Below are 16,258 nucleotides of genomic sequence, written 5' to 3'. Positions count from 1 at the left end.
TGGCATAAAAACCTTATAAATTCCCAACAGCCTGATGAATCTGCGTCACCGTATCCGCATAATTATCTTCGCTGGGCAGTCCGAAAAGTGACTTTTCCTTGATGATTTTTGCCACGTTTTCCGGCACGAGTTCTTCCCAGCCAGGCTCGCCACGTTTTATTTTTTCCAAAACAAAATCGGTGGTAATGTGCATCCGCTCTTTGTTATAATTCCGGATATCCTCGATTTTATCATTAATAATCAGATACTGGAACAAAGGCCGCAAATGATCGGGTACCACAAAATTCTCGCAGCTGTAAACCGAACCGTCGGGTTGTAATGTAGGGTAAATGAACAACTTAACCTTCCTGCTAAACAATGTTGCGAAAGATTCCAGGATACCTCCCGGAAGAAATTCATAATGTTTTTCTTCAAAAATATCCTGCAAACTCGGACTTCCCAGCAGCAACCCTGCCTTTAATTTGGTAAGCCTCGACAAGAATGACACGAGCTTATAATATTCATGGTGATTCGAGATCATTACCATGTGGCCCAGCGAGCAAAGAATATCGACGCGGTCGAGAAAATCCTTTTCGTCAATGTCGCGGTCGCCCGCTTTGAGGTTATGCAATGTAAGTTCCGAAATCAGCACCACTTTCGATTCGTCGACATCCGGCTCGGCCAGAAATTGCTTCGTACCATTGCTGATCAGGTCAATATGCACATTCGTGATCGGCCGCAGACGGCCTCTCATCATGAGGATATGCTTTTTGTATAAGGCCTCCGAAGGTTGCAGCACGCCCCCATCGCTACCGAACAGCGCCGCATCTGTAAACCCATTTTTCACCAGACGAAGGCTCATTAGCCGGTTGTCCACCCTCGAAAAATCTGGCCCGCTGAAACGTACCATATCGATTTCGATACGATCCGTCGTCAGGTCGTCCATCAGCGAAAGCAGCAGGATTTCAGGTGATTTGTAATAAAAAAAACAGCCGTACATCAGGTTCACCCCAATGATGCCCAGTGCCTGCTGCTGCAAAATATTCTCATCGTCCCGCATCCGCACGTGGATCACGACGTAATTGGTCGGCCCCATCGGCGTGAGCTGGAACTGCAGGCCTATCCAGCCGTGTGATTCGTTGGTTTTCTGAAAGTTGAGTGCTACTACTGTATTCGCGAAAGCAAAGAACTGACTGTCTTCGCCGCGTTTTTCCGAAAGTCGTTTTTCGACCAGGTTATATTCCCGGTTGAGCATTTTCATCAGCCGCGATTCCACCACATACCTGCCGCCCTCTTCCGTCCCGTAAATCGCGTCACTGAATGTCATATCATAGGCAGACATCGTTTTCGCAACCGTTCCCGACGCCCCGCCTGCCTTAAAAAAATAAGCTGCTGTTTCCTGACCAGCCCCGATTTCAGCGAAAGAACCGTAAATCCGCCGATCCAGGTTAATTCTCAGTGCTTTTTGTTTTGTACCAAGGTTCTTTTCGTACATAACTTTAATAGGTAATATGAAACGCTATACTTGTAAATATAGGAAAAATACACGACCATATCATTACATTTAATAGTCTTGTGGCATGAGAATGGAAAAGTTCTAATTCTTAATGTTGGGTTAATTTCAATTTTAAATCAAAATATGGTCCCGGAAAGCCCCTATTTTTTTACCTACGGAACATTGATGAGCAGCTTCGAGAATCCTTTTTCGGAGAAATTAAGGTCAAATTCCAGCTTTATTGGCAGAGGTACATTTACCGGAAAACTGTACCGGATCAGCTGGTATCCCGGTGCGGTTTTTAATGTTTTGGAAAAAACGAAAGTGTACGGAGAAATTTACCGGCTGCATGCACAGGAAATCTGGAAGGAGCTGGACGAATATGAGGATGTGCTGGAAGACGAAAATGCCAGTTTGTACGTCCGCAAAATCATTCCGGTCACATTGGAAAGTGGCGGGGAAATTGCATGCTGGACTTACCTGTACAACCAGCCCGTAGAATTTTTGGAACAAATAAAAGACGGAATCTTTAAAAGCTAGGCTTGCAAGCTTTCGCCGATAATACGCAGGCCGTCCAATGTGAGTTTCCGGTCGATTTCTACAAATTCATCCTGCAAGGTTTCGATGATCGAGGATAACCCGCCGGTGGCTACGGCGATACATTCACCGCCCAGCTCAGCGCGGATGCGGGCTAATAATGATTTTACCAAACCTTCATAACCCAATAAAATTCCGGCCTGGATCGCCTCAGTAGTGTTTTTACCAATCGCAGTAGCAGGTAGTTGCAGCGGGACTTCCGGGAGCTGGGCGGTATTAGCAAATAAAGCTTTTACAGCTGTCACCAAACCAGGCAGGATTGCCACGCCCAATATTTTGCTTTCTTTTGAAACCGTCGTGAATGTCAGCGCGGTACCGAAGTCTACCACCACGCAATTCTCTTTGTACCTGTTACTTACCGCTACGGCATTGGCAATCAGATCGGCGCCAATCTCGTGGGGATGGTCGATTTCAATGCTGAGTGCGGGATAAATTTCGGGGCCTACCACAATGATATCTTCCCCAAACATCGTCCGTAACATGCGCTGGATCACCGGCGTCAGGGCGGGTACTACGCTGCACAAAACCACGGTTTCCACATCGCCAAACCATAATCCCGCTTCCAGGAAATGCAGCCGCAGCTTCGACTCATAATGTACCTCATTTTCCTGCACCAGCGAGCGCGTACGCCATATATGCTCCCAGTTTCCAAATTGGTACAGTCCAAAAACAGTGTCGGTATTACCCACGTCGACGGCTAAAAGCATACATTTGAATTAGATCCTGAGGCAAATTACGGGCATTAATCTATAATTTTATCAAAAAATCAGCCGAGCCGCCAGCCCCAACAATGATCGCAGACACTTATATGCACTTTTTAAATCGTTACCGCCTTCTTTTTCTGGGCTTTACCTTATTTTTCTTTTACCAAAAAGGTCACACACAGGCTATCCCGGAGTGGCAAGACCCCCAGGTAGTGGCCGTCAATACCGAAAAACCGCATACCGATTTCACACCCTATCCTACCGAAAAAAGCGCACTGCTCGGAGATAAAAAAACGCCCTTTGTGCAATCCCTGAACGGAAACTGGAAGTTTAAATGGGCGCAAAACCCTTCTAAAACGATCCTGAATTTTTATGATCCCAAAATGCCCGATGCAACCTGGGAGAACATTCCGGTACCCTCCAACTGGCAGGTATTCGGCGCGCGCGAAGGCAGGAGTTACGACAAGCCTATTTTTTCCAACATTAAACATCCTTTCAAAGCCACGCCGCCGAGAGTTACGGCGGATACGAACTCCGTGGGCATGTACCGGACCACATTCAATGTGGAGAATGTGGCGGATAAGCAGATTTTCCTGCAATTTGGCGGGGTGCAGTCGGCCTGCTATGTGTGGCTCAATGGCGAGGCGATCGGGTACCACGAAGACGGGATGACACCTTTTGAATTTGATGTGACCGAAGATGTAAAACAAGGCGCGAATGTGCTGGCCGTGCAGGTAATCAACTGGTCTGACGGTAGTTATTTGGAAGACCAGGATTTTTGGCGGCTCTCCGGGATTTTCCGGGATGTCAATCTTTTGCTGCTGCCCAAAGTGGCATTGACCGACTTCTCAGTCAGGACAATCCTTGACGCAAACCATGAAAATGCGACTTTAAAGCTGAGTGCTTTTGTTAAAAATTTCAGCCCGCAGGCGATCCACGCACACCAGGTTTTATTCACTTTATATGACGCCAATAAATCGGTGGTGGTGACGCCGGTGAGCCAGATGATCACCACTTTGGAAACCGGTAAGGAAAGTTCGGTGCGGGTGGACGTGCCTGTACCAAACCCAATTAAGTGGAATGCTGAGACGCCCTATCTCTATACATTGAGCATTCAGCTGATGAATTCCGACGGCAAAGTGATCGTCGCGACGAGCCAGAAAGTGGGTTTCAGGGATATTAAAATTAAGAATGGGCAGCTGCTGGTTAATGGAAAAGCGATCACAATTAAAGGCGTCAACCGGCACGAATTTGATCCCGAAACCGGCCGCGTGATCAGCCGGGAAACGATGGTCCGCGACATTACCTTGATGAAGCAAAACAACATTAATGCGGTCAGGACGTCGCATTACCCCAATAATTCAGAGTGGTACGACCTCTGCGACCAGTTTGGGTTGTATGTGATGGACGAGGCCAATATTGAAAGTCACGAGCTTTGGAGCAAAAATGTCATCCTCGCTGACAATCCGCAGTGGCGATTTGCCTTTCTGGCGCGGGGAAATGCGATGGTCGAGCGGGACAAAAACCATCCTTCGGTGATCATCTGGTCGCTGGGAAATGAGTCCGGGATGGGGCAGAACTTTACGGCCATGGGCGATTTTATCCACCTCGCCGATCCGACCAGACCGATACACTACGAAGGCCGGAAAGAGTACAAACCTACCACATTGAGCAGTTTTGACATTATTTCGGTCATGTATCCCTCAGTTCAGGATATGATGGATTTGGTTAAAAAAGATAAAACCCGTCCGCTGATCGTCTGCGAATATGCCCACGGTATGGGCAATAGCATTGGCAACCTGAAAGAATACTGGAATGTGATTGACCAAAACCCAACCATGCAGGGCGGCTTTATCTGGGATTGGGTGGATCAGGGTTTGAAACTCAAAAAGCCGGACGGAACCACATATTGGGATTATTTCAACTACATTGACGGCGCCAATGCCGGCGACGGACTGGTTAACCCCGATCGCACGCCGCAACCTGAATTGGCCGAAGTGAAAAAAGTGTATCAATACGTCAAATTCGAAGCGCCGGATACTTTGCGCAGCGCCGACAAGCAGATTGTCGTGCACAATGCATACGATTTTCAGCCTTTGAACGCTTACGAACTTGCCTGGACATTGCTGGAAAACGGCAAACCGGTAGGCAAAGGCGGCACAATCACCAACCTGGCAGCGATGGCATCGCAGAAACAGCAGCTGAACATTCCCTACCAGCTTCCTGCCACGCAAAAACCGAATGCTGAATATTTCCTAAACCTCAGCGTAAGATTAAAGGAAGCTTCCTCCTGGGCACCGAAAGGACATGAAATTGCATGGCATCAGATACCCATCGCGAAATCCGGCCCGGCAGCGCCGAATGTAAGTTTATATGGTGAAAAACCTTTGCGGATCGCGCAGATTAGTTCTGGCAGGATTTCCGTTTCAGGGCAGGATTTTGCGGTGACATTTGACAAAACAGCCGGTCGGATCATTTCTTTTAAAAACAAAAAAGAAGAAATGCTGGAAAGCGGACCATATCCCAACCTTTGGCGGGTACCAACCGATAATGATGAAGGCGGCGGCGCGAATAGTTTCGCTGCTAAATGGCGTGCTGCCGGGCTGGACACTTTGGAAGTAGTTTCTACGGAAATGAAAACCCAGAAACTTACTGCACAGATTTACCGCGTGACCATTGAAAGAACATTAAAAAGCGCAAAAGGCGAAGTTACCGTGCGCTCGGAATACAAGGTTTATGCCTCGGGCGATGTGCAGGTGGACAACAATTTTACATTCACCGGCGAGTGGCCAAACCTGGCAAAAGTCGGCTTGCAACTCGCCATGCCCGCAACATTTAACAAAACCCAATGGTACGGAAACGGCCCGCAGGAGACTTATGCAGACCGGAATACCAGCGGGAAAATCGGGATTTATGGCAGTACCGTAGCCGAGCAGCATTTCCCCTACATTGCCCCGCAGGAGAACGGAAACAAAACCAACGTGCGCTGGGCAACCATCACCAATGCCGAAGGTTTGGGCCTACTTGCGATCAGCGATTCCGTTTTTAACTTTAACGTACATGACTATACGGACAAAGCATTGCTTGCCGCCAAAAAACGTGGCTCAGTGCTTGAACGCGGCAATGTGACGGTCGCCAACATTGACCTGGCGCAAATGGGATTGGGCGGGGATGATAGCTGGTCGCCGCGGGTGCATGAAAATTACCTGCTGCCGGCTAAAAGTTATTCGTACAGTTTCAGACTGCGGGCGATTGACAATACTTCCAACATTGAGCAGATCACCAGAACGCAGCTGCCCTATACCAAAAAAGTATCGTCTAGTCAGAATGTTGCCGCTACGGATGAAGCTGTTTCGGCGGAAGACAATGCGGTAGAGGAAGAAGAAGTGGCAGCACCCGCGGAGCCAGTTCGCAAGCCGGTTGTGAGAAAAGCGCCGGTCAGAAAAAAACCGGTTCGCAGGAGAAGTTCTTCGCGACGCAGGAGAAGGCGTTAGACAAAAAGCCGGACCTAACACATCGGTCAGATCCGGCTTTTTGATTGCTTTATTTCTTCGGCGAAAGCGCGTATTCCGTCTTCACCGTGATAATCTGCGCGATTTTCACAAAAACCACCTGTGGCACTTCGATTTTGTGATCGGTCAGAGGTACTTCAAATTCAGAAGTAATTGTGATTTTTCCGCCCTCAATCTTCATTTTTCCTTTGATCGTCCGCTCTTTCGTCACGCCGTGCACGGTGAATTTTCCGGTTGCCGAGGCGTCGTATTCTCCGTCTTTTGAATAATCAGGAGCCTTGTCAATCGTACCGCTGAATGTGGCCGTCGGGTATTTGGCCGATTCAATGTAGTTTTCATTGAAATGTTCCTGCATTAATTTATTGGGAAAATCAAAATCGCGCATGTTCATCCGGATCGCGAGCTGATTGTTGGCCGTATTCAGGATCACCTGACATTTGTTATTCTTCGCATCCACATTCTCCAAAGGTGTTGCCGATATGAAACGCGTAAAGCCGGATGAAGTCGAAAACATGCCTCCCTGGGCGAAAACACTACCAGAACACAAAGCGATACTGAGCACGGTAAGCATGACCGCGCGACTCAAATGCAGTTTCATAGTTTGTTAGTTGGTCAGTTGTTGGATACTCTTTTATTCTTTTTATCGAAGCTGAATGTCCGCGACAGGTTGAAACCGTAGTGAATGTCGCCTTTGCCCCAGCTCCCCGCCGTCTCGCCGATGAATTGCTTTTCAATCATTCCCAGCGAGTTAGTAAAATGCAGCTGGAAAACGTGCCCGCCGGTTTCGATATCCACCCCGAACGACATGGAATCGTAGTAAGGCGCGGTCTGCGTATTTTTTTCTCTGGCCGTATAAAAATACTCACCATTGATAGATACCCGTTTCGAGATCTTGTACCGCCCGCCGATTCCCATCGCGAGCAGCACCTTTTCGTCGCCGGTTACATCCGGATGATTCCGGTGCAAAAAGCTTGGTGAAAGTTGCAGCGAAAGCCTTTCTCCGAATTTCCGGGCAATCAGGATCTGCGCAGTGTAGGTGATCTTATCCTGAAATTCGAGCTCTTTGTTGAGGGTAGCAATCGCCAGACTACCAAACGCCGTCACCGAAATGGGCATAGCGCCCGCGCCTGAACTTTGTTTCAGCAATTTCAACTTCCCCAAAAAATCATAGGCTTTCTGGTTCGTGCTGCGTCCTACCCCGATCATGAAATCGTCGGTGAGCCCGTACTCAAATCCTAGTCGCATCGTCGCCTGGTCTAGCCCAAAAAACTGGTACGCGCCGGAATTCAGCTTTCCGAAACGATGCGAGATCCGGAAGTCCATGTGCTTTTTCTTCATCGTCTCCACCGATTGTCCGTTGACAACCCGCGTCGATTTGAATGTGGCGGTAACCGGTACTTTTTGCGAACTATCCTGCTTGGAAAGCTCATTTAATAAATCATCTTGTGCGTAAGCACCTGTTGCTGAGCAAATCAGCAACACTATCAGGCGGAGTGACTTCATAAAGATGTGCAGTTTAAGCTGTAACTGTAAGTGTATTTCCGTCGGTAGACAGCGCCGTTTTGTAGGCTTTGAGGGCAGTTGTGGCAGGTCCTTCTTCTACCGCACCGGTTGTAGAAAATTCAGAACCATGATTTGGACACCTAAAATCGTTTTGCGCTGGACGGAACCCGATGGTAGTACCCTCATGTGTACACGTTTTCGAAAGCGCCACGTATGATCCGCTGGCGGTATGTGCCACAATCGTATCGCCGATTACCTGAAAACCTCCGGCGGCGGCTAGCCCGGTAGCTTTGGTAAGATCCACGGTAAAGTTGATCGCGCTGCCTGTCGTTGTTCCGCTGATGCCATTTGTACCTGTTCCAGTCCCCGGGTCAGGTGTAGGGTCATTGTCGCTGCTGGAACCGCAGGCGGTCATGGTGGTTCCGATGCAATAAAATGCCATCAATGTGGAGGTACTAAGCCCAAGGCTTCTCAGGAATTCTCCCCGTTTCATAGTTTCTGGTTTGTGAGTCTCCATGGTGATCTGTTTAGTATATAGATAAACTGTATTAGTGGAATTAGTAGATATAAATCCGGTATCAGGTAATGCTAGTATCTTACCTGTAAAACGCTGGCGTGTAACGTACGGACAGCCATGCACCTGTCGTAAACAGGTTTACCTTACCATAACCAACCCCTTTCAAAGGGATTCTTACGTACGGCTCGGCCAGGATGGAGAGTTTTCTCGTGATGGTATGCTCATAACCGACAGATGCATTCAGGTGACTGAGGAGAAACAAGCCTGTTTTACCTTCCCAACCTGGTCTTTGATTATGTTTATATTCTTTGTAATAATAGGTATACTTCTCCTTCTGAGCATAGTACGATGAAAATCCGGTCCCAGCAAACCATCTGGAATGTGGCATCTGCGCAATATCAAACCTTACTCCGATAGGAATTTCAAACATGGTACAAGTTCCATCTACCCCATAAGGAGTGTTGATATCCGTAACATATTTATTCAATTTATACTCACTGGCATTGGCGTAGTAATCTTTTACACTTCTTACCACACCTGCCTGCACATATAGTCTCTTGGAAATTCCATATTCTCCGAGCAATGAAAAGGCAGCGCCTGGTTTCGTGAAATTCTTGAAACCTACCGTACTCAGATCCGGAGAATAACCTAGTCTGATCGCCCACTTTGGTGATTCGATCACCTCAATATCTTTTGATCCGGCCGAAGATTCTGCTCGTATCTGATCATTTGGTTCTATTACAATACCAGGATAAGGAATGCTGTTTTTCCAGGTCAAAGACCTTCCGTCAAGCATCGAAGCAGAGATCAAAAGTTTTTGTTCTGAAACATTTGAGACACCTTCCAGATTTTTACCTTCAATATTGCCAGCTTCCGCTCCAACCCCGTCAGGACCAGTTACCTTCCTTGCCCCAAGTTCGGAGGCAACGGTCCTTCTAGAGTCGCTTATAAGGTTTTTGTTTTCACTGGATAAAATAAGAGCCCCGTCGCCTCCTCCCGTCTTTGAGCGGTTAGGCTCTAAGTACACTCCGCCTGCCTTAGATTGGCTCCGGGGCAATGATTTTGAACTACTGTTGATTCTATTTGCTAACTTCTCATCGTGATAAATCCTATTTACTTTCACCGGTTTCTCAATGCTGGCAACCGGCTTTTCTACTTTTACAGCAGGGCTTTCTTTAATGTTATTTTCTTTTTCTAAATCTATTGTCTTTTTAAAATCAGCATTTTCCGAAGCAGCATCTTCCGAACCTGCTATTTTTTCTGAACCAGTTATTTTTTCACGGTCTGCTGTTTTGTTCAAATCCTCAGTATTTGCTTCGGTAACATTCTCCGCACTGGTTTTCGGAGCTGCTGTCACCGTCGGCTGCTGCAATTTCCTGGCTTCTTCATTTCTGGAAGACACCCAGTAGTACGATGCGATTCCGGCCGGGATCAGCAGGAGCAGCATTCCCAGCGGCCACCATTTTTTGAGCCAGCCGCCCGCAGTCTTTCCATCCTGCTGGTCAAGCCGTTTTTTCAGACTGTCCCAGTCTGCTGGGTCAAAGTGTGGATCAAGCTCTTCGGATGACTTTCTGAAGAGCTTGTCCAGTTCGTCATCTGGCAACTCTATCATAGTCGTCAATATTAATTTTGGATAACATTTCTCTCAATTTTTCTCTTGCACGCGACAAATTTGATTTCGACGCTCCGACCGAAATACCCAGCTGCTCTGCAATTTCTTCGTGTGTATAGCCGTCGATCACTGATAAACTGAATACAATCCGGTAAGAGGGCGTAAGTTTCTGGATCAGGGCCACCAGCTCTTCATGGGCCAGTTTACTGATCACCGTTTCGTCAACAGACACCTGGTCGGCTACTTCCACATCATCAAACACATCCCTGCGCACTTCCTGCCGGTAATGGTCCAGCGCTGTGTTGATCATGATCCGTCCCAGCCAGGTCTTAAAAGGTCGGCTCTGATCGAAGCTTTCCAGCTTGGTAAAAACCTTTAAAAATCCGTCGTTTAGAATCTCTTTTGCCTCATCCCGGCTCCGTGTATAGCGTAAACATATACTCATAGCATAGCCGTAAAACTGTTTATACAACAGCTCCTGACTGCGGCGGTTTTTTTCTAAACAGCCGTCGAGTAGTTCATGAAGAACGGCGGAGTTATACTCGGGCATGCTATTCGCTTTTTTTCACTTATACGTGCAAACCAAAAAGACGGTTGCTTGAAAGCTTGAAAAATTAAAATAAACTTTATTATCTACTTTTACAATCTGAGTTTTTGCAAAAAAGACCCACTGTAATATTGTTTAAAAAGAATTGAATAAGAATGGCAAATAATGAAAATAGCAGTGACCGGACGGCTGTTCTTGGCGTGAAGAAAATGAGCTGGCAGGGATTGAAAACCACACTCGCCCTGCTGCGCTATCTACGGCCCTACCGGGGCACATTTATCATCGGAATGGTGTTCCTGGCGCTTTCTACTGCCACCTCGCTGGCTTTTCCGAAACTCGTCGGAAGCATTGTTGAGGTAGTGGAGGGTAAATCACAATATACGATCAACCAGATCACCGTCTTCCTCTTTTTTGTGCTGGTAGCCCAGGCATTATTCTCGTACTACCGGATTTATCTTTTTACCAAAGTCAGCGAGCTGGCGATGACCAATATCCGGAGGGATGTTTTCAGCAAGATTATCACACTGCCCATCGCATTTCTGGAACAAAGACGCGTCGGGGAGCTCACGAGCCGCATTACCTCCGATGTGTCGCAGCTGCAAGGTCTGCTTTCCTTCACCCTGGCCGAAATGTTCCGGCAGATCGCCACATTGGTTGTCGGTATCGGAATCCTTTTTTATACCTCCTGGAAACTGACCCTTTTTATGCTGGCCACATTTCCGGTACTCGTCGTAGCGTCCGTTTTCTTCGGCCGGCACATGCGGAAACTGGCTAAAAAAGCGCAGGACGAGCTCGCTGCCGCGAATGTGGTGGTGGAAGAAACATTGCAGTCCGTGAATGTAGTCAAAGCATTTACCAACGAACCGCTCGAAATTAACCGGTACCAAACCATCCTGCAAAGAGTGGTGGATTTGTCGCTATACGCGGCCAAGTTTCGCGGTGGTTTTGTTTCGTTTATCATTTTCGCCTTGTTTGGCGGGATCGTAGGTGTGATCTGGTACGGTGCCGGGTTGGTACAAGCCGGTGAATTCGGGCTTGCGGATCTGTTTACTTTTATTCTTTACACCACATTTATCGGTGCATCCATCAGTGGTATGAGCGACTTATATGCGCAGATAAATCGCGTCATCGGTGCATCGGAGCGGATTTTTGAAATCCTGGAAGAAACCCCGGAAGTGACGGTAGAAGAAGCCAATACGGCCGAAGCCGGACGCATGACCGGCGAGATCACCTACGACGATGTACATTTCTCGTACCCTTCACGAGCCGATTTGCCGGTTTTGAAAGGCATATCCTTTCACATCAATCCAGGTGAAAAAATCGCGCTCGTCGGGTACAGCGGTGCGGGAAAATCCACGATCGTGCAGCTGCTGATGCGTTTTTATAATCACCAATCCGGCGAGATACGCATTGACGACAAACCGCTGCAGGCTTTTGGCATTTCGGAACTTCGGAAGAACATTGCCATCGTGCCGCAGGAAGTAATGCTTTTTGGCGGTACCATTTACGAGAACATTGCCTACGGAAAACCGTCGGCCACGCGCGAAGAAATACAGGACGCGGCAAGGCGGGCACATGCATCTGAATTTATCGATACCTTCCCTGAAAAGTTCGAAACCATCGTCGGCGAGCGCGGTATCAAGCTTTCCGGTGGGCAGCGTCAGCGCATTGCCATCGCACGGGCCATTTTGAAAAACCCTAAAATCCTCATCCTCGACGAAGCTACCAGCTCGCTTGATGCCGAGTCTGAAAAGCTGGTGCAGATCGCGCTGGACGAACTCATGCAAAACCGCACGACCATTGTCATCGCCCACCGCCTGGCTACGATCCGGAAAGTGGATATGATTTACGTCATCCGCGAGGGCCGCATCGCCGAGTCGGGCACGCACCAGCAACTGACCGTCATGGACAACGGTCTTTACGCCAATCTCATCAAGCTGCAGTTTGAAACCGCCGAAAGTCATTAATGGAAAATAACATTGAAGTCAATCAATCTTCGTCCCAGGTTTTCTTTGAGACGGAGCTGAATAAAGCGCGCCAGGCGGAAGCCGGGGCCAGTGAACAATTCGCACAGTTATCCGTAGCCCGGGTCGCCATTTTCTTACTAATAATTGGCCTGGCGTGGATCTGGAACCGCACGGAACAAAACTTTTGGGGGATCGGTGTGGCGCTGCTGCTGGTTGTTTTTTTGTTTTTAATGAAAAAACATCAGCGCGTCAGAAGGACTAGGGATTTTCAAAAAAACCTGACAACGGTTAATGAGGACGAGCTGGAAAGGCTGGGATTTCGCTTTAAAAGAACTGATACCGGAGTCCAGCACCAGGAAAAAGACCACGCTTATGCGACCGATCTGGACATTTTCGGGGAATATTCTTTATACAAATTGCTAAACCGCACCCGCACCTCCGAAGGTAGCCGGCGACTGGCCAACTGGCTGAAAAATCACGCTGCGCCGGATGAAATTTCAAAGCGGCAGCAAGCATCTTCTAATTTCACCGAGCACCCGCATCTAATGCAGGAATGGGAAGCTACGGCGCTGCTCCACGAAGCGGCCGCCGGCAATGTGGGCGTGCTTCGCGCCTGGGTGGCCGAATCTCTGGCAACGGAACTTGCTGCTATGCTCCGTCTGAGGTGGTTTGCGGTCATCACCATCATCATTGCAATTTTGATAACTGCCGGGATTATCCCGACGTGGGTACTGCTGATTAGCTTTCTGGTCAATGGTCTTATTCTTAGGCGGTTTCTTCCCATCATTCAAGACATTACCAACCGCACCGGCTCGCTGGGCAAGACGCTGGTAGCTTATGGGGATTTGCTAAAAAATGCCGAAGCCGCACCATTCCAATCAGCCTGGTGGGCGCAGCGCCGCACATTGATCGATCATTCAGCCAGAGAGCTGAACCGTATCGGTCAGCTTTTTGAAAGACTCGATTACAGAAATAACCCATTTTTTTCACTGCTCATCGGGCTCCCGACCTTGTGGGACCTGCATTGCCTTGCTGCAATTGAAAATTGGAAAAAAGCCAATCACACCAAACTCCTTGACTGGCTGGACGTGCTGGCGGACATTGAAGCGATGAACAGCCTGGCCGGTCACGCATTTGCCAATCCGGAATGTGTTACCCCAAATGTGCTCTCGCAGGAAGCCGTTTTTATCAAAACTACGGCGATGGGACACCCGCTGATCCCGGCGCAAAAAAGGGTCAGCAATGATTTCGGCCTGGAAGGTACTGGCCACACGATGCTGGTAACCGGCTCCAATATGTCAGGAAAAAGTACGTTCCTGCGTACGATCGGGCTGAACCTGGTACTGGCGCAAATGGGCGCGGTGGTGAGCGCGACGGCATTCAGCTGTTCGCCGGTGCGGATTTTCAGCAGCATGCGCACCCAGGATTCGCTCGAAGAAAGCACTTCGTCTTTTTATGCTGAACTAAAAAGACTGCGAAAGCTTCTTGAACTGGCTGATGAAAATGCTTCCTCCGCGGTTTTTTATCTGCTCGATGAAATCCTGAAAGGTACAAACTCCGCCGACCGTCACCGGGGTGCCGAGGCGTTGATCCGCCAGCTGCATGCCAAAAATGCTTCCGGCCTGGTTTCGACGCACGATCTGGAACTGGGTGAGTGGGGCGCGACGGAAAATTATGTGCACAACTTTCATTTCCGGTCGGATGTGGAGAATGGCCAGCTGCATTTTGACTACCGGCTTTATGAAGGAATTTGCCGCAGTTTCAATGCTTCCGAATTGATGCGGATGATGGGCATTAACATTGACCTGACAAATAAACCGCTCCCGAAGTAGTCCGCCGGGTCGGTTTTAATGTTACAAAATGAATTACGTAACTTTACTCATTACATTTACGTTTATAAGTACTATAAAAAAAGGATGGTCCAAGAACCCTTCTCTGGTTTAATAAATTAACTGATAACGATTACAAAACCTGAATGGAAGTATTAATAATGGCGGGACAGCTCATATTGGGCTTGTCCATTTTGGTAGGATTACACGAGTGGGGCCACATGGCGGCCGCCAAGTTGTTCGGAATGCGGGTAGAAAAGTACTTTATTGGTTTCCCTCCAAAGATTTTCAGCATTACAAGAGGCGAAACGGAATATGGCATAGGCGCGATCCCCCTGGGTGGATTTGTGAAAATATCGGGGATGATCGACGAATCGATGGATACTGCCGCGATGGCACAAGAGCCGCAGCCGTGGGAATTCCGCTCGAAACCAGCCTGGCAGCGTCTGATCGTGATGCTAGGCGGTATCATCGTTAATGTGATCGTCGGGATTTTCATTTTTATAGTCATCGCTTATAAAGAAGGTGATAAAGTCCTTTCGGTAGACGAAGTCAATAAATATGGTATCGCGGCAGGCCCGCTTGCACAGGAAATCGGCCTTAAAACCGGGGATAAAATCGTTAAAGTCAATGGAAAGGCGATCACCGATTTCAGTGATGTGGTAAGCTCGGACGTATTCTTGGGCACAAACAGTTCCTACACCATTAACCGGAACGGAGAAGAAATCCAGATCGAGATTCCAAACAACTTTGTAGAGAAGCTGGACGGCAAAAAAGGCCCGGAAGCGAGAGGTAACTTTATTCGCGCCGCCGAACCATTTGAAATCGGTGAGCTGGTACCCGGCCTGCCTGCTGAAAAAGCCGGAGTAAAAACAGGTGATAAGGTGGTTTCGATCGCCGGAAAGCCGATCCATTTCTTTCATGAAATGCAAAATGAATTGCAGCAGCTGAAAGGAAAGAAAACGCAGCTGGTCATCCAGCGCGGCGGGGAACAGAAAACTTTGAATGTGGAAGTGTCGGAAGATGGCACGCTGGGTTTTTATCCGCTTAGTCTTTTGAAATATACCACCATCGAATACACATTGAACGAGGCGATCAAAATTGGCGCGAATGATGCATTCAAAGTGGTTTTTGACAACATTAAAGGTTTTGGTAAAATCTTCCGCGGCGAAGTCTCCGCCTCTAAAGCATTGAGCGGCCCGATCGGTATCGCCAGAATGTTTGGCGGTGTGTGGGATTGGGGACGTTTCTGGTACCTGACCGGCCTGCTTTCGATGGTGCTTGCCTTCATGAATGCATTGCCGATCCCTGCTCTTGACGGTGGACACGCCGTGATCCTTACCTACGAAATCGTTTCAGGCCGCAAGCCTTCCGACCGGTTTTTGGAAAATGCCCAGAAAGTCGGAATGGTACTTTTGTTGGGCCTGATGGCTTTTGCAATATTCAATGATGTCTGGAAAGCTGTTTTTTAACCCGGGAAAATGGAGCGTGTTGCTGCTCTGCCTGGCGCTTTCGCTTACTGGGTTACGGAACCACGAATACCACGTGTCCGTGACCCAGATGCTATACAATCCTTCTGCCAAATCATTTGAAGTGAGTATCAGGGCGTTTACGGACGACCTGGAAAAGGGTTTGTCGGAGGATAACGACAAGCGCCGGTTTACGATCAAAAATGATGACAAGAATGACCAGGCCGTCGAGCAGTATATCCGGAAGTCTTTTGTTTTTACAGACAGCCAGAAAAAGCCCGCCGCGATCCGCTACGTCGGGAAAGAGCAGGAAGAAGACGCTACCTGGATTTATCTGGAAATCCCTTTTCAGGGAACATTGAGCGGCTGCAAGCTCCAAAATACTACGCTCATGGAGGTTTTTGAGGACCAGGTGAATATGACAAACCTCAAAATTTCCACTGAGAAAAAGACTTTCCTGTTTAAGAAAGGTCAGACCACACATTCGCTTTAATACGAGAAAGTTTGTAGAAAAACTACTGCCACAT

General features: G+C 48.2%; 13 protein-coding genes. 6 read left to right on the top strand and 7 right to left on the bottom strand.

The window, feature by feature from the left end; translation table 11 throughout:
• Nucleotides 1-13 precede the first annotated feature (13 nt).
• Nucleotides 14-1,474 carry a nucleotidyl transferase family protein gene (locus tag FEN17_RS12180; protein ID WP_138365634.1) on the bottom strand — a complete coding sequence of 487 codons (1,461 nt, stop codon included), beginning with the start codon at nt 1,472-1,474 and terminating at the stop codon, nt 14-16.
• 144 nt (nt 1,475-1,618) lie between these two features.
• On the opposite strand from FEN17_RS12180, the gene FEN17_RS12175 reads away from it, so the two are divergent.
• A complete protein-coding gene (locus FEN17_RS12175; RefSeq protein ID WP_138365633.1) occupies nt 1,619-2,014 on the top strand; it encodes a gamma-glutamylcyclotransferase family protein in 396 nt (131 codons plus the stop codon).
• Here FEN17_RS12175 and FEN17_RS12170 read toward each other — a convergent pair.
• Nucleotides 2,011-2,778 carry a type III pantothenate kinase gene (locus tag FEN17_RS12170; RefSeq protein ID WP_138365632.1) on the bottom strand — a complete coding sequence of 256 codons (768 nt, stop codon included), beginning with the start codon at nt 2,776-2,778 and terminating at the stop codon, nt 2,011-2,013. The genes FEN17_RS12175 and FEN17_RS12170 overlap by 4 nt on opposite strands.
• An 83-nt stretch (nt 2,779-2,861) precedes the next feature.
• On the opposite strand from FEN17_RS12170, the gene lacZ reads away from it, so the two are divergent.
• The gene (gene lacZ / locus FEN17_RS12165) at nt 2,862-6,269 is read left to right on the top strand and encodes a beta-galactosidase, LacZ type (protein ID WP_229208800.1); all 3,408 of its coding nucleotides are present in this window, start codon (nt 2,862-2,864) and stop codon (nt 6,267-6,269) included.
• A 49-nt stretch (nt 6,270-6,318) separates the two neighbouring features.
• On the opposite strand, the gene FEN17_RS12160 is transcribed toward lacZ, so the two are convergent.
• The 5 genes from FEN17_RS12160 to FEN17_RS12140 form a co-directional block, all read right to left on the bottom strand.
• On the bottom strand, nt 6,319-6,885 hold the full coding sequence (locus FEN17_RS12160) for a YceI family protein (RefSeq protein ID WP_138365631.1): 567 nt from the start codon (nt 6,883-6,885) through the stop codon (nt 6,319-6,321).
• A 14-nt stretch (nt 6,886-6,899) separates the two neighbouring features.
• The gene (locus tag FEN17_RS12155; protein ID WP_138365630.1) at nt 6,900-7,790 is read right to left on the bottom strand and encodes a DUF5777 family beta-barrel protein; all 891 of its coding nucleotides are present in this window, start codon (nt 7,788-7,790) and stop codon (nt 6,900-6,902) included.
• A gap of 13 nt (nt 7,791-7,803) precedes the next feature.
• The gene (locus tag FEN17_RS12150; protein WP_229208799.1) at nt 7,804-8,283 is read right to left on the bottom strand and encodes a QcrA and Rieske domain-containing protein; all 480 of its coding nucleotides are present in this window, start codon (nt 8,281-8,283) and stop codon (nt 7,804-7,806) included.
• Nucleotides 8,284-8,386: 103 nt separating this feature from the next.
• Nucleotides 8,387-9,919 (bottom strand): hypothetical protein, encoded by a 1,533-nt coding sequence (locus tag FEN17_RS12145; protein ID WP_138365628.1) that lies wholly within the window; start codon nt 9,917-9,919, stop codon nt 8,387-8,389.
• Complete coding sequence (locus FEN17_RS12140; RefSeq protein ID WP_138365627.1) at nt 9,900-10,469, bottom strand: RNA polymerase sigma factor; 570 nt, start codon at nt 10,467-10,469, stop codon at nt 9,900-9,902. The genes FEN17_RS12145 and FEN17_RS12140 overlap by 20 nt, the downstream gene beginning before the upstream one ends.
• Before the next feature lie 152 nt (nt 10,470-10,621).
• Between FEN17_RS12140 and FEN17_RS12135 the strand changes: the two genes are divergently transcribed.
• The 4 genes from FEN17_RS12135 (at nt 10,622) to FEN17_RS12120 (ending at nt 16,224) form a co-directional block, all read left to right on the top strand.
• Nucleotides 10,622-12,433 carry an ABC transporter ATP-binding protein gene (locus tag FEN17_RS12135; protein WP_138365626.1) on the top strand — a complete coding sequence of 604 codons (1,812 nt, stop codon included), beginning with the start codon at nt 10,622-10,624 and terminating at the stop codon, nt 12,431-12,433.
• Nucleotides 12,433-14,265: a MutS-related protein gene (locus FEN17_RS12130; protein ID WP_138365625.1), complete on the top strand. Its 1,833-nt coding sequence runs from the start codon at nt 12,433-12,435 to the stop codon at nt 14,263-14,265. Before FEN17_RS12135 ends, FEN17_RS12130 begins: the two co-directional genes overlap by 1 nt.
• 143 nt (nt 14,266-14,408) lie before the next feature.
• On the top strand, nt 14,409-15,734 hold the full coding sequence (gene rseP / locus FEN17_RS12125) for an RIP metalloprotease RseP (protein WP_138365624.1): 1,326 nt from the start codon (nt 14,409-14,411) through the stop codon (nt 15,732-15,734).
• Nucleotides 15,709-16,224 (top strand): DUF6702 family protein, encoded by a 516-nt coding sequence (locus FEN17_RS12120; RefSeq protein WP_229208798.1) that lies wholly within the window; start codon nt 15,709-15,711, stop codon nt 16,222-16,224. The genes rseP and FEN17_RS12120 overlap by 26 nt, the downstream gene beginning before the upstream one ends.
• The last annotated feature ends 34 nt before the right edge of the window (nt 16,225-16,258 follow it).

Origin of the sequence: Dyadobacter luticola (genome assembly GCF_005860805.1) — a bacterium.
Classification (GTDB): Bacteria; Bacteroidota; Bacteroidia; order Cytophagales; family Spirosomataceae; genus Dyadobacter; species Dyadobacter luticola.
Note: the sequence above shows the minus strand (reverse complement) of the source record. Positions and strands in the feature narration are given on the sequence as shown.